General features: G+C 72.5%; 12 protein-coding genes. 3 read left to right on the top strand and 9 right to left on the bottom strand.

Going from position 1 to position 14067, the window contains the following annotated elements:
* Positions 1-3: 3 nt before the first annotated feature.
* The 7 genes from ACIQLL_RS01970 to ACIQLL_RS02000 all read right to left on the bottom strand — a co-directional run bounded on the left by ACIQLL_RS01970 (position 4) and on the right by ACIQLL_RS02000 (position 8928).
* Positions 4-690, bottom strand: coding sequence for a glycosyltransferase (locus ACIQLL_RS01970; RefSeq protein WP_402462506.1), 687 nt, complete (start codon positions 688-690; stop codon positions 4-6).
* Positions 691-758: 68 nt separating this feature from the next.
* Positions 759-2849 (bottom strand): beta-galactosidase, encoded by a 2091-nt coding sequence (locus ACIQLL_RS01975; RefSeq protein ID WP_402462509.1) that lies wholly within the window; start codon positions 2847-2849, stop codon positions 759-761.
* Between the two features lie 21 nt (positions 2850-2870).
* Complete coding sequence (locus tag ACIQLL_RS01980; RefSeq protein ID WP_402462512.1) at positions 2871-3584, bottom strand: glycosyltransferase; 714 nt, start codon at positions 3582-3584, stop codon at positions 2871-2873.
* Positions 3581-5125 (bottom strand): GH39 family glycosyl hydrolase, encoded by a 1545-nt coding sequence (locus tag ACIQLL_RS01985; protein WP_402462515.1) that lies wholly within the window; start codon positions 5123-5125, stop codon positions 3581-3583. Before ACIQLL_RS01985 ends, ACIQLL_RS01980 begins: the two co-directional genes overlap by 4 nt.
* Before the next feature lie 88 nt (positions 5126-5213).
* Complete coding sequence (locus ACIQLL_RS01990; protein WP_402462518.1) at positions 5214-6878, bottom strand: ABC transporter substrate-binding protein; 1665 nt, start codon at positions 6876-6878, stop codon at positions 5214-5216.
* A gap of 101 nt (positions 6879-6979) precedes the next feature.
* A complete protein-coding gene (locus ACIQLL_RS01995; protein WP_402462521.1) occupies positions 6980-7903 on the bottom strand; it encodes a carbohydrate ABC transporter permease in 924 nt (307 codons plus the stop codon).
* On the bottom strand, positions 7897-8928 hold the full coding sequence (locus ACIQLL_RS02000; RefSeq protein WP_402462524.1) for an ABC transporter permease: 1032 nt from the start codon (positions 8926-8928) through the stop codon (positions 7897-7899). The genes ACIQLL_RS01995 and ACIQLL_RS02000 overlap by 7 nt, the downstream gene beginning before the upstream one ends.
* A 304-nt stretch (positions 8929-9232) precedes the next feature.
* Here ACIQLL_RS02000 and ACIQLL_RS02005 point away from each other — a divergent pair, with 304 nt between their 5' ends.
* A complete protein-coding gene (locus ACIQLL_RS02005; RefSeq protein ID WP_402462527.1) occupies positions 9233-10303 on the top strand; it encodes a LacI family DNA-binding transcriptional regulator in 1071 nt (356 codons plus the stop codon).
* Positions 10304-10319: 16 nt separating this feature from the next.
* On the opposite strand, the gene ACIQLL_RS02010 is transcribed toward ACIQLL_RS02005, so the two are convergent.
* Both ACIQLL_RS02010 and eda read right to left on the bottom strand, forming a co-directional pair.
* Complete coding sequence (locus tag ACIQLL_RS02010; RefSeq protein ID WP_402462530.1) at positions 10320-11426, bottom strand: sugar kinase; 1107 nt, start codon at positions 11424-11426, stop codon at positions 10320-10322.
* A complete protein-coding gene (gene eda, locus ACIQLL_RS02015) occupies positions 11423-12073 on the bottom strand; it encodes a bifunctional 4-hydroxy-2-oxoglutarate aldolase/2-dehydro-3-deoxy-phosphogluconate aldolase (RefSeq protein ID WP_402462533.1) in 651 nt (216 codons plus the stop codon). Before eda ends, ACIQLL_RS02010 begins: the two co-directional genes overlap by 4 nt.
* 68 nt (positions 12074-12141) lie before the next feature.
* On the opposite strand from eda, the gene ACIQLL_RS02020 reads away from it, so the two are divergent.
* On the top strand, positions 12142-12921 hold the full coding sequence (locus ACIQLL_RS02020; RefSeq protein WP_402462535.1) for an IclR family transcriptional regulator: 780 nt from the start codon (positions 12142-12144) through the stop codon (positions 12919-12921).
* Between the two features lie 122 nt (positions 12922-13043).
* Complete coding sequence (locus ACIQLL_RS02025) at positions 13044-14045, top strand: NAD-dependent epimerase/dehydratase family protein (RefSeq protein WP_402462538.1); 1002 nt, start codon at positions 13044-13046, stop codon at positions 14043-14045.
* Positions 14046-14067 lie beyond the last annotated feature (22 nt).

A 14067-nucleotide genomic window follows, 5' to 3' on the forward strand; every position in this document is an offset into this window, starting at 1 on the left:
CCGTCAGTCGGCGTCGACGAACCGCAGGCGCACCTCGGCGAGCATCGGCTTCTCGCAGCGCAGCACGACCGCCACCCACAGCACCCCGAGCAGCGCGAGGAGCGCCACGGAGCTCAGCAGGGCGAACAGCCCGGCCAGGACCACGGCGAGCAGGACCTGGAACGTCACCTTCGGCAGCCGGCCCAGGAAGTAGAGGGCCAGCCGCGCGGTGTCGCGCCCGCGGAACGCGAAGAACGAGGCGATGGCCGTCGCCTGCACCAGCCACAGCAGGATCAGCACGCTCAGGCCGAGGCCGAGGCCGACCACCCACGGGGACGCACCCTGGGCGGCGGCGTCGAGCACCGTGAACGCCACGACGGCGAGGACCAGCAGGGTGGGCACCCACAGCGTCAGCACGTCCAGGGCGTTGAGCCGGTAGCCGCGGCCGAACGCCGCCGCGGGGCCGAGGCCGTCGTCGCGGGCCTTCTCCCCGAGGGCGAAGAAGGCCGCCGAGAGCGCCGGGCCCACGAACACCGCCGCGAGCGTGCCGAGCGCGGCCGGGACCGCCCCGAACCCGAGCAGGGAGACCAGCACGGCGGTCGGGGAGACGGCGAGCGCCAGCAGCACACCCACGACGAGGAGCCGGAGGGCCGGGGAGGTCTCGCGACGCGGCGGGTCGTCGGGGTGCGGGCTGCCGGCGGTCGAGGTCACCCGCTCACGGTACCGGGGTGCGGGGTGCCGCCGGGGCGTCCCAGGGCCGCCCGTGGCTGCTCGCCGCGTCAGTCCTCGGCCAGGAGCACGACGTCGGTGGGCGCCAGGTGCAGCGGCTCGCCGCGGACGACGCGACGCCCCGTCAGCAGGTCGGTGCCCGTGGCGTGCGCCGTGACGGCGACGTCGCCGCCGGAGTGGTTGAGGACGAACGCGAACCGGCGCCCGTCCTTGACCCGCACCGCGAGCTCGACGTCGGGGGCGTCGGCGTAGGGGCCCACCAGCCCGTGGCGGTCCAGGACGCGCCGCACCACCCAGGCGATCCCGGCGTCGTCGAGGCCGGTCGCCACGTACCAGGCCTCACCGGACGTGCCGGCCCCGCCCGCTCCGCCGGGCTCGCGCGGCACGCGGTGCCGGGTCACGGCGGGCGTGCCCGCGTAGAACTCCGCACCGTAGGTACCGACCACCTCGGCCCCCTGCGGCACCAGCACCTCGAACACGAGCGAGCCACCGGCCTCGAGGACGTCGGCCCCGTCCGGGTCGGCCAGGCGCACCGGGTTGACCACCCCGGGCTCGGCCGAGTCCGTCTCCTCCACGCGGATCCCGAACAGGTCGCCGAGCGGGCCCGGGGCGTCCTGGAGCCAGGCGTTCGCGTCCTGGTCGGCGCGGCCGGACCAGAACGAGGTCACCACCGTGCCGCCGCGCGCCGCGACCGCCGCCAGCCGGTCGGCGACGTCGCCGGTCACCACGTGCAGCATCGGCGCGACGACGACGTCGTAGCCGCACAGGTCCGCCGAGGTCGCCACCACGTCGACCTGCGCGCCCGCCTGCCACAGCGCCCGGTAGTAGCCGAGCACGGTGTCCACGTACCGGGCGTGCCGGTTGAAGCCGTCGGTCATCTCGGCGACCCACCACGAGTCCCAGTCGAACAGCAGGGCGACGCGGGCCGGCGTGCGGGCGCCGACGACGGCGTCGCCCAGGTCGCGCAGCTCGGCGCCGAGGGCGGCCACCTCGCGGAACGCGCGGGTGTCGGTCCGCCCGGCGTGATCCAGGACCGCGCCGTGGTACCGCTCGCAGGCACCGCGGGACTGCCGCATCTGGAAGTACAGGACGGCGTCGGCGCCGTGCGCCACGGACTGCCAGGACCACAGCCGCAGCACCCCCGGCCGCTTGACGGGGTTGACGTCCCGCGAGGCGGTGATGGTCGGCGTCTGCTCCATGACCCAGAACGGCGCACCGTCCTTGAGCCCCCGCATCAGGTCGTGGGCGAGCGCCGTGCGGGCGTGCTCGCGCTGCCCGGGCGGGTAGTTGTCCCAGCTCGCGAAGTCCAGGTCGCCGGCCCACCGGTGGTAGTCGAGCGGCCGGAACATGCCCATGAAGTTGGTCGTGACGGGTGTGGCGGCGTCGTGGGCGCGGATCCGCGCCTTCTCGTCGCGGAAGTTCGTCAGCATGGCGTCGGACTGGAACCGCCGGTAGTCCAGCGTGATGCCCTGGAACGCCGTGTGGTCCGGTCCGCGCCAGTGCTCCGAGAGCATGTTGGGCGGGACGACCTGCTCCCAGTCGCTGAACGTGTGCGACCAGAACGTGCCGTTCCAGGCCTCGTTCAGTCGGTCGAGCGTCCGGTAGCGCTCGCGGAGCCAGACCTGGAACGCCGCACCGCAGCGCTCGCAGAAGCAGCCGCCGTCGAACCCGCCGTACTCGTTGCCCACGTGCCAGGCCACCAGGCCGGGCGTGCCGGCGTAGCGCTGCGCGAGCCGTCCGGCGAGCTCGGCGGACAGCCGCCGGTAGACCGGTGAGCTCGGGCAGGCGTTGTGCCGCTGGCCGTACAGGTGCCGGCGCCCCTGGAAGTCGGTGCGGTTGACCTCGGGGTGGGTGTGGGCGAGCCACGGCGGCAGGGCGCCCGTCGACGTCGCCAGCACGACGTCGCGACCGCCGGCCACGGCGCGCTCCACGACGTCGTCGAGCAGCGCGAAGTCGTAGACGTCCTCGGCGGGCTGCAGCGTCGCCCAGGAGAAGACGTTGAGCGTCAGCGTGTCGATCGATGCGAGGTCGAAGGCGGCGTAGTCGGCCTCCCAGACCTCGCGCGGCCACTGCTCGGGGTTGTAGTCGCCCCCGTAGCGGACGGCGGACGACGGCGGCAGGTGGGCGGGCGTGACGGGCATCGGTGTCCTCCGGGTCTCGGGTCAGGCGGTGAAGCGTCGGACGGCGTCGGCCACGACGGGGCGGGTGGTGCGGCGCAGGAAGCCCAGCCAGACGACGGCCAGGACGGCGAGCACCGCCTCGCCGGCGAACCACACGGTCCCGGCCGCCACGACCAGCAGGGCGAGGACGCCGACCGTCACCCCGGGGCGGCGCGCCAGGTAGTACAGCGCCAGCCGCGCGACGTCGCGGGTGCGCAACGAGAGCAGGGTGGCCAGCACCAGGGCCTCCAGGGCCCACAGCGCGACGCCGAGACCCACCGCACCGAGCACGACGGCGTAGGCGCCGCCGATGCCGGCGGCCTCGGGGTGCGCCATCGACGTGGCCACGACCCCCAGCACCGCCAGCGCGGGGACCCACAGCGCCAGCACGTCACGGGTGCCGAGCCGCAGCCCGCGGACGAACGCGCGCGCCGGGGCCGGTCCGTCCGCCGCCGCCCGGGCGTGCAGGGCGAACAGGCCGGCCGACCAGCAGGGCACGGCCGGGACCAGGCACAGCGGGACCAGCAGCGCGTTGCCCGACGACCGGTCCAGCAGCATCAGCAGCACCAGCGTCGGCGCCGTGCCCAGCGTGGTCAGCACACCGGTCGCCGCGTACCAGTACACCCGCTCCGCGACCCGGCTGAGCACGCCCTCGCCGAACCCGGCCCGGCCGGCCCGCGGCACGGAGCCGTCCGGGCCCTGCGCGTGCGCCGTCACGGCGCGGCCTCCCCGGTGGCACGTCCCACGATGCGCGCGTCGTCGATCCAGGCCGGCGTCTCGTCGCGCACGGGGTCCACCTCCACCAGCGTGACCTCGTGGCGCCGCAGCGTCAGCGTCAGCTCCACGCGCCCGTCGACCACGTCGGCGGAGCCGGTCTCGCGCACCGGCTCGGACGCCTCGTGCAGCAGGTCGAGCTGCCGCGCCGTCGGCGAGGCCGGCCGGCCCAGGTGCCGCCACGCCGCGTGCACGTCACCGGTCTCCTGCGCCACCCGCGACCGGTGCACGGACGCGCGCCGGCACGGCCCCCCGGCGGCGCCGGCGACGGGCACCGACAGCCGCAGCTCGTGCCGGTCCGGCTCCTGCGGGGCGTCCGTGCCGCCCACCGGCTGCCAGGCCAGGATCGCGACGCGACCGGCGTCGTCCCGGGTGACCAGGTGGTCCTCGCCGCGGCGCAGCACGTGCCTGCCCAGCCGGGCCATGAACGTGTACAGGTGGAAGACCGGCTTGCGCAGCTGCCGGTGCCCCAGCATGCCGAACCCGCCGTGCAGGATCGACGTGGGGATGCCCTCCTCCTCGAAGACGTCGCAGAACGTCCAGTACGAGAAGGAGTCCACGTGGTCCCCGCCGCCGGCGAGCACCGGCGCGAGCGACGCCGCCTGGTACGGGGTGTCGTGCACGGGGTTGTCCGGGCGGTAGCTGGTCGAGAACTCCGTGACGTGCGTCGGCAGACCCTCCAGGCGTGACCCGGCGAGGAGCCGGGCGGGAGCCGCGAACTGGTCGAGCAGCGCCCGCGGCGGACGCAACGTCTGGTACGTGCCGAACGGGACGGGCTGCGCCGGGCCGGTCGTGTACGCGTGGAAGGACAGGAAGTCGACCGGCACGTCCCGGTCGGTGACGAAGTCCGCGAACGGCACCCACCAGTCGTCCGCGCCCGGGGAGATCGCCGGTCCCCCCACCTGGAGGGAGGGGTCGATCTCCTTGATCGTCGACGCCGTCACCTCGTACAGCCGGAAGTACGCCTCGGCCGACGCGTCCTGCCAGAAGTGCGTGAGGTTCGGCTCGTTCCACACCTCGATCGGCCAGCGACGGACCTCGTCCAGGCCGTAGCGGTCGATCGCGTGCCGGACCACGGCCCGGACCAGGTCGGCCCACTCGCGATGGTCGCGGGGCGGCGTGACGTTGCCGTGCCACCAGAACACCGTCTGGTCGCCCGAAGCCAGCCCCGACGGCATGAAGCCGAGCTCCACGAAGGGCCGGATGCCCAGGTCGAGCCACGCGTCCAGGACCTGGTCGGCGTACGTGAACGCGTACCGCGTCCCGCGGTGCCCGGCGACGTCGTACGGGCGGTGGATGCCGACGTCGTCCGAGAGCAGGCCGTGACCCCGGACGAGGTCGAAGCCGATCTCGGACTGCACCTGGGCGAGCGACGCCTGGTGGTCGGCACGCAGCGCCAGGTTCACGCGGCCGGTGCCGACGCAGCGGCGCCAGGCGTCGGACAGGACGCCGACGGGTGCGGCGGGGACGACGGTCGTGGTCACGGGGGCGCTCCTCGGAGGCTGGTGGGTGGCGGTCGGGACGACGACGTCGCCGCCGGGCCGTAGCGGGCCCGACGGCGACGTCCGGGGATCACTGCTGCCGGTCGAGCGCGGTGTTGTACGTCTCGATCAGCTGCGTGGCGCCCATGCCCTCCATCTCGGCGACGTAGGCGTCCCACTCGTCGAGGGGTCGCTGACCGGTGATGAAGGCCGCGGTCGCCGCGAGCACGGCGTCCTTGAGCTGCGTGTCGAGCAGCGACGCCTGCTCGAGCTCCATCTCGTTCAGCCGCGCGGCCGGTGCCACGGGGGCGGTCTCCTTGCGGTCCAGGACCGCGCGGGTCCACTCCTTGACCTCGTCCGACATCACGGACTCGAGCAGGTCCTGCGTGGACCCGTTGGCCAGCAGGAACACACCGTTGAAGTACCCGAAGTCCGCGTTGAGCTGCTTCGGCGCGTCCGGGTTGAGGGCGTTCCAACCGATCTGCGGGTCGAGGGTCCGGGTGCCGTCGGCGTCCTTGGTGTACGTCTCGCCCTCGACCCCCCAGGCGGCGAACTCCATGCCCTCGTCGGAGTAGTACTGCCAGTCGACGTACTGCAGCAGCGCCTTGAAGTGCGGGTCCTCGGCGGCCTCGCTCGAGAGCATCAGGCCGGACGAGAGCCGGCTCGGGGCCAGGTAGTCGCCCGCCGGGCCGCCGGGGATGACGATCATGCGCAGGTCGGCGTCCTTGCCCGCCTCGTCGAACTTGGTGCGGTAGCTCGTGATCTCCTGCGTGTTGCCCGAGATCGCGGCCGACTTGCCCGAGACGAACTTCTGGATGGCCTGGTCGTCGCTCTGGGTGATCTCAGGATCCATGACACCGGCGTCGACCATGCCGGCGAGGGTCTCCACCATCTGGTGGTAGCCCTCGCGGGCGCCGTTGAACGTGAACTCGCCGGCGTCCTGGTCGTACCAGACGTTGTTGTAGCCCCATCCGCCGGCGGCGTCGAAGTTCGGGCCCATGACGTTCATCAGGGCGCCCAGAGGCTGGCTGTCGGTCCACCGGTCGGAGAACGCGTAGTCCAGGTCGGGATTCGCCTCCTGGACCGTGGCCAGGTCCGCGGCGAACTCGTCCCAGGTGGCCGGGTCCTCGGTGATGCCGGCGGCCTTCCACAGGTCGTCACGGATCACCACCGAGTACTGGACGTCGGGGATCTCCCGCACGCCGGGCAGCAGGTAGAACTTGCCGTCGTCCTGGCGCAGGTTGTCGATCTCCTCCTCCAGGCCCCAGTCCGCGATCTTCTGCTGGAAGTTCGGCATGTAGTCCAGGTAGTCGGAGACCGGGAGCAGCGCGCCGCCCGAGACGAACTGCGTCTCCTGGCCGGGATAGGTGACCGAGATGATCTCGGAGGCCTCCCCCGACCCGATGAGCAGCGACTTCTTCTGGTCCCAGTCGGCCAGCGGCACGTCCGTCCGGCTGAACGTGACGTTCTGGTTCTCCTCGAGCTGCTGGAAGATCGACCAGTCGTCCTGCACCTCGTAGTTGGGGTGGTCGCGGTACATCAGCGTGAAGTCCACCGGCTCGGTCGCCCGGAACGTGGTTCCGGCCCCGAAGTCCTCCATGGCGCCCACGGAGTGCTCGGCGTCGATGGTGGTGCCACCGCCGTCGGCCCCCTCCTCGCTGGGCTCGTCGCCGCCACCGCTGCACGCGGTCAGGGCGAGGGTCAGGGTCGTCAGGGACGCGACCGCCAGGGCGGTGCGCTGTCGGGTGTTCGTCATCTCTCTCCTCGGGTGAGCGTCATTGCTCTCGACGCACGGACTGGCAGGTTTCAGGGTTCGGGGCGGCGACGGGTGCGGGGTCGGGGTGGTGTGCCGGGCGGTCATCCCTTGACCGAGCCGAGCATCACGCCGGACACGAAGTACCTCTGGATGAACGGGTAGAAGCAGATGATCGGCAGCACCGTGAGCAGCATCGTCACCGACTGGATGTTGGCGGCGATCTGGATCGTGTCCTGCCCCGCCTCCGCCGTCGGCGAGGACGCCGCGGCGATCAGGTTGCGCAGGTAGACGGTGACGGGGAAGAGCTCCTTCTGGTCCAGGTACAGGAACGCCTGGAACCAGGAGTTCCACAGGGTGACCGCGTAGAAGAGGGTCATCGTCGCGATGACCGCCTTGGACAGGGGCAGCACGATCCGGAAGAAGATCCCGTACGTCGTCAGGCCGTCGATCGCGGCGGCCTCCTCGAGATCGGCGGGGAAGTTCTCGAAGAACGACTTCATCACCAGCAGGTTGAACACCGAGACGGCGTTGGGCAGGACGATCGCCCACATCGTGTTCCGCATCCCGAGGGTGTCCGCGACCAGGATGTAGTTCGGGATGAGCCCGCCGCTGAAGAACATGGTGAAGACGGCGATCCCGATGAACGCCGTGCGCCCCTTGAGGTGCCGGCGGCTCAGCGCGTAGGCGAACGTGGTGGTCAGGGCCATCGAGACGGCGGTGCCCACCACGGTGTACAGCACCGTGTTGCGGTAGTTGGTCCAGAACAGCGCGTCGCCCATCACCACGCGGAACGTGTCGATGTTGAACCCGCGGGGCAGGAGGTTGACCTCACCGGCAGCGATGAAACCCTCCGACGAGAACGCCTTGGCCACCAGGTTGACGAACGGGTAGAGCGTCACGGCGCAGACGCCCAGCAGGACGACCAGGTTGACCACGCGGAACGTCCGGTAGCCGGCCGTGTCCTTGACCGTGGTGGGTTCGGCGCGGACGCGCGCGAGGTCCGGGGTGGGGGTGTCGGTCACCACAGCGAGGCTCCAACCGTGCGGCGCGAGACGTAGTTCGCGGTCAGGACGAGGACGAGCCCGATGAGGGCTTCGAAGAGGCCGATGGCCGTGCCGTAGGAGAACTGCGCGGACTGGATCCCGACCCGGTAGAGGTAGGTCGAGATGACGTCGGCGGTGGAGTAGATCAGCGGGTTCTGCAGCAGCAGGACCTTCTCGAACCCGACGGCCATGAAGGTGCCGATGTTGAGGATGAGCAGGACCATCATGGTCGGGCGGATGCCGGGCAGGGTGATGTGCCAGGTCTGCTGCCAGCGGTTGGCGCCGTCGATGCGCGTGGCCTCGTAGAGCTGGTCGTCGATGGTGGTCAGCGCGGCGAGGTAGAGGATGGTCCCCCATCCGACGGTCTGCCAGACCTCCGAGCTGACGTAGATCGTGCGGAACCACTCCGGCAGCTGCATGAACGGGATGGCGTCGCCGCCGAACGCCTCGACGACCTGGTTGACGGTGCCGTTGAGCGCGGTGAGCTGCAGCACGAGCCCGGCGACGATGACGATCGACATGAAGTGGGGCAGGTAGGAGATCGTCTGCACGATCTTCTTGAACCGCCGGGACCGCAGCTCGTTGAGCATCAGGGCGAGCACGATCGGCAGCGGGAAGCAGATCGCCAGCGTGAGCAGCCCCAGCATCACGGTGTTCCAGAACACCTGCCAGAACTGCGCGTTGTGGATGAACATCTCGAAGTAGTAGAGGCCCACCCACTCGTCGCCGAACACGCTGCCGCCGGGGCGGAAGCGTCGGAACGCGATGACGTTGCCCGCCATCGGCAGGTACTTGAAGATCGCGAAGAACAGCAGCGGCAGCACGACGAACGTGTAGAGCCGCCAGTCCTTGCGGAGCGCCTGGGCCCAGCTCTGCCGGCCGTCGTTCCCGCCGCGGCGCCGACGCCGCCGGGTGCCCGGGGGCACGTCGCCCAGCCCGGTGAGCGAGGCGTCGGTCGCCGTCGCGTCCACGGGCGCGGTGGCGACCGTGCCGGTGTCTCGTGCCATGGGTGCTCCTGGTCCGTCACGTCGTCGTGCTCGGCGCGGCAGCCGTGCCGCGGTCGAAACTTTCGGCGTCGAAAACGTTTCCGACACTCGGAGGTTAGGACCTGGATCACACGGGGTCAAGCGGGGCGCAGATCACGGTCGGGTCTCATTTCCCGCGACGAGACGCCCGAGATGGTGGCGGTGAGGCGCGAGCCCGGGGCATCCGACCGGATGAAAACGTTGCGATCGCGCCGGTCACAGCCCCTTGGTGGAGTAGGGTCGGTGTCGAAAGTTGCGAAACCCACTCCTCAGCGACGGAACCTGGATGTCATCGATCGCAGGAACTCACCGACCGGACCGGCCCACCACCCCGGAGCGCGCCGGCTCGGCGCCGACCATCGCGCAGATCGCCGAGGAGCTCGGCGTCTCCGTGCCGACGGTCTCCAAGGTCCTCAACGGCCGGTCCGACGTCGCGCCCGCCACGCGCCGGCGGGTCGAGGAGGCGCTGGAGCGGCACCGGTACCGACGGCGGCGCCCCGGAGCGCCGCGTGACGGTGCGGCCCTGATCGACCTGGTCTTCCACCAGCTCGGCTCGACCTGGTCGATGGAGATCATCCGCGGTGTCGAGGAGGCCGCGGCGGCCGCGCGCACCAGCGTCATCCTCTCCGAGCTCGGGGGCCGCCACCGACCCCCGCGCGCATGGCTCGAGACGACCCTGGCCCGTCCCCCGGCGGGCGTGCTGCTGGTCGCCTCCCAGCTCACCGAGGCCCAGCGGCACCGGCTGGTGAGCCGGTCCATCCCGTTCGTCGTCATCGACACCGACGGAGACACCCCGGCGGACGTGCCCACCGTCGGCTCCGACAACTGGAGCGGCGGGCTGGCGGCCACCCGGCACCTGGTCGAGCTCGGGCACCGGCGGATCGCCGCCATCGGCGGCCCCTCCGACATGCTGTGCAGCCGGGCCCGGCTCGACGGCTACCGCAGCGCCCTGGCGGCCGGTGGCATCGCCGTCGACCCGGCGCTCCTCGACTCCGGCAACTTCTACGTCGAGCCGGGGTACGCGGCCGCCCGGCGCCTGCTCGACCGCCCCGACCGGCCGACGGCGATCTTCGCGGGGTCCGACATGCAGGCCATCGGCGTCCTGCGGGCCGCGCAGGAGCTCGGGCTGCGTGTCCCCCACGACGTCTCCGTGGTGGGGTACGACGACCTGCCGCTGGCCCAGTGGACGACGCCGGCGCTCACCACGGTCCGGCAGCCCCTGACGGAGATGGCCGCGACGGCGACCCGGATCCTGCTCGACCTCGCCGCCGGCCGGCAGCCAGAGCTGACCCGCGTGAACCTGGCGACGGAGCTCGTGGTCCGCGAGACCACGGCCCCGCCGCCCGCCCGGGGGTAGTGCCGGCCGGCCCTGCTCAGCGCTGCACGCGCGCGCTGCCGCCCGAGGCGAGCTTGGCCACCTCGGCCAGCGTCGCCGTCGTCGTGTCCCCGGGCGTGGTCATGGCGAGCGCACCGTGCGCGGCGCCGTACTCGACGGCCTCCTGCAGCGAGCCGAGCTCCAGGAGTCCGTAGGCGAGGCCGGAGGCGAACGAGTCGCCACCGCCGACGCGGTCGAAGATCTCGAGGCCCGGGCGGTGCGTGGCCTCGACGAACCCCTCGGCACGCGACCAGGCGACGGCTCCCCAGTCGTTCACCGAGGCGGACGTCACGCCGCGCAGGGTCGTCGCGATCACCTGGAAGTTCGGGTACTCGCCGGCAGCGGTCTCGATCATGGCCCGGAAGGCACCGGTGTCCAGGTCCGTCAGGTTCTCGTCCACGCCCTCGACCTCGAACCCGAGCGAGGCCGTGAAGTCCTCCTCGTTGCCGATCATGACGTCGACGTGGCGCGCGAGCCGGCGGTTGACCTCGCGCGCACGGTCGACTCCCCCGATGTCCTTCCACAGCGAGGGCCGGAAGTTCAGGTCGTAGGACACGATGGTGCCGTGCCGGCGCGCTGCGGACATCGCGGCCTCGGCCACGTCGGCGGCGGACTCGGACAGCGCGGCGAAGATGCCGCCGGTGTGCAGCCAACGGACGCCGGAGGAGAACAGCGCGTCCCAGTCGACGTCGTCGGGACGCATCTGCGAGATCGCCGTGTGCCCGCGGTCGCTGACGCCGGCCGCGCCGCGCACGCCGAACCCCCGCTCGGTGAAGTTCAGCCCGTTGCGCACCTCCCGGCCGATGCCGTCGAAGTCGCGCCACTGGACCCACGAGGTGTCCAGGCCGCCCGTGAGCATGCAGTCCTCGACGAGCCGACCGACGTCGTTGTTCGCCAGCGCCGTGACGATCGCGCCACGCAGGCCGAAGCAGCGACGCAGCCCGCGGGCCACGTTGTACTCGCCACCACCCTCCCAGACGTCGAAGCTGCGGGTGGTGCGGATGCGGCGGTCGCCCGGGTCGAGGCGCAGCATGACCTCGCCGAGGGCGACGACGTCGTAGCGGCAGTCCGCGGCGGGGCGGGTGGTGACGGACGGGTTGCTCATCGGTTCTCCTTCGTGGACGGCGCGGCCAGCGCCACGGCCTCGCCGGTGAGGCGGGTGATCTCGGCCCAGTCGCCGGCGTCGACCAGGGGCTTGGCGACCATCCAGGAGCCGCCGACGGCGAGCACGGGCTTCAGCGCGAGGTAGTCCGGCAGGTTGGTGGCGCTCACCCCGCCGGTGGGGACGAACCGCAGGGCCGGGAACGGCGCGGCGAAGGCCTTGAGCGCGGCGGGTCCACCGACGACGTTCGCCGGGAAGAGCTTGACCGTCTCGACGCCGAGGTCGAGCGCGGCCATGATCTCGGTGGGGGTGGCCACGCCGGGCAGCACGGGCAGCTCGTGGTGGCGTGCTCGCTCGACGACGGCGCGGGACAGGCCGGGCGAGACGACGTAGCGCGCCCCGGCGTCGGCGACGGCGTCCACCTGCGCAGCGGTGGTGACGGTGCCGGCGCCGACGACGACGTCGGGGCGGTCCCGGGCGACGGCCCGGATCGCGTCGAGCCCGCCGGCGGTGCGCAGCGTGATCTCGGCGACGGGCAGACCACCGGCGGTGAGGGCGTCGGCGAGCGCCAGGCCCTGGTCGGCGCCGTCGACGACGACGACGGGCACGAGCCGGTGACCTGCGAGGGTGTCGAGCACCGGGGATGACATACCTACTCCGTTTCGCTATAGTGAACGCCTGTTGTTCACTGCGAAATGCAGCCTACCGGAAGGGCCTCGTGGATCCCAGCCCGCTCGGCAGCGTCGACAAGGCGCTCCTGACCCTCGACGCCCTCGGACGGGCCGGCGCCGCCGGCGTCCCCCTCGCGGAGCTGTCCGCGGACGTCGGGGCCAACAAGTCCACCCTGCACCGCACCCTGGCCGCCCTGCGGCACCGCGGGTACGCCGAGCAGACCGACGACGGCGCCTACCGGCTCGGCCCCGCGATCCTCGCCCTCGGGAGCACCTTCCTCGCCGAGGAGAACCTGCCCGAGCTCCTGCGACCCGCCCTGGACGCCCTGCGCGACGACGTCGACGAGCTGGTCCACCTCGGGGTGCTCGCCGGCCGGGAGGTCGTCTACCTCGACAAGGTCGAGCCGCAGCGTCCCGTGCGGGTGTGGTCCGCCGTCGGGCGCCGGCGCCCGGCCGCCACCACCGCGCTGGGCCGGGCGCTGCTGGCGGCCGGGCCGCTGCGCGAGGTGCCCGACGCCGGTGCCTCCGGCGACGACGTGCTCGCCGGGTACCTGGCCCCCGGGACCACCGCGGACCGGCTGCGCGAGGCCCTGGCCGAGGCCCGCCGCACCGGGGTGGCCACCGAGACCGAGGAGAACGAGACCGGGATCGCGTGCGCGGCCGTCGCGGTGCTGCGGGCCGGCCGACCCGTCGCCGCGGTGTCGATCACCGCCCCGGTGGAACGGATGACCGGAGCCGCCCGCGCCGCGCGGACGCTGGCGCTGCGGGAGGTCGTCCCCCGGCACCTGCCACCCGGCCTGACGCTGGCCGGGCCGCCGGCGGCGTAGCGGTTCCTCAGCCTTCGCAGGCTCCAAGGGTGAGGATTCCCGACGACGCCGAGCGGCCGCGTCGCAGCTCCTCACGCATCAGCGCCCCGACGGCGCGGCCGGACGTCGGGCACGATGGCCTCATGACCCGCAACCCGCTCGACATCCTGTTCATCGGTGGCTCCGGCGTCATCAGCGCGCCGTCCGTGACCCGCGCCGTCGCCCAGGGCCACCGCGTCACCGTCCTCAACCGCGGCCGGTCGACCACCCGCGAGCTGCCCGACGCCGTCGAGCAGCTCACCGCGGACGCCGCCGACGCCGGAGCCGTCGACGCGGTGCTGTCCGGCCGCGACTTCGACGTCGTCGCCCAGTTCCGCGCCTTCTCCCCCGAGCACGTGGCCCGCGACGTCGCGCGGTTCACCGGGCGCACAGGTCAGTACGTGTTCATCTCCAGCGCCTCGGCCTACCAGACGCCGCCGTCGCGGCTGCCCGTCACCGAGTCCACCCCGCTGCGCAACCCGTTCTGGCAGTACTCCCGCGACAAGATCGCCGGGGAGGACCTGCTCGTGCGCGCCCACCGCGAGGACGCGTTCCCGGCCACGATCGTGCGGCCCAGCCACACCTACGACCGCACGCTCCTGCCCACCGCCGGCGGGTGGACCGACGTCGCCCGGATGCGCGCCGGGCGGCCCGTCGTCGTCCACGGGGACGGCACCAGCCTGTGGACGCTCACCCACAGCGAGGACTTCGCCGTCGGGTTCGTCGGGCTGCTCGGACACCCGCACGCCGTCGGCGACACCTTCCAGATCATGGGTACCCACGCCCCCACCTGGGACCAGGTCTACACCTGGCTCGGCGCCGCGGCCGGCGTGCCGGACCCGGAGATCGTGCACGTGCCCTCCGACACGATCGCCCGCGTGCTGCCCGACGTCGGGGACGGGCTGCTCGGGGACAAGGCCCACTCGATGGTCTTCGACTGCGCCAAGGTGCGCGCGCTCGTCCCCGAGTTCGCGCCCACCATCACCTACGACGACGCCGCGCACGAGCAGATCGCCTGGTACGACGCGAACCCCGCGGCACAGCAGGTCGATCCCGGGCTGGACGCGGCGTTCGACCGGCTCGTGGAGCACGCCCGGGCGCTGTGACGCGCCGCCGCGACGACCGTAG

Origin of the sequence: Isoptericola aurantiacus, assembly GCF_044769875.1 — a bacterium.
In the GTDB taxonomy this organism is placed as follows: Bacteria; Actinomycetota; Actinomycetes; order Actinomycetales; family Cellulomonadaceae; genus Isoptericola; species Isoptericola aurantiacus.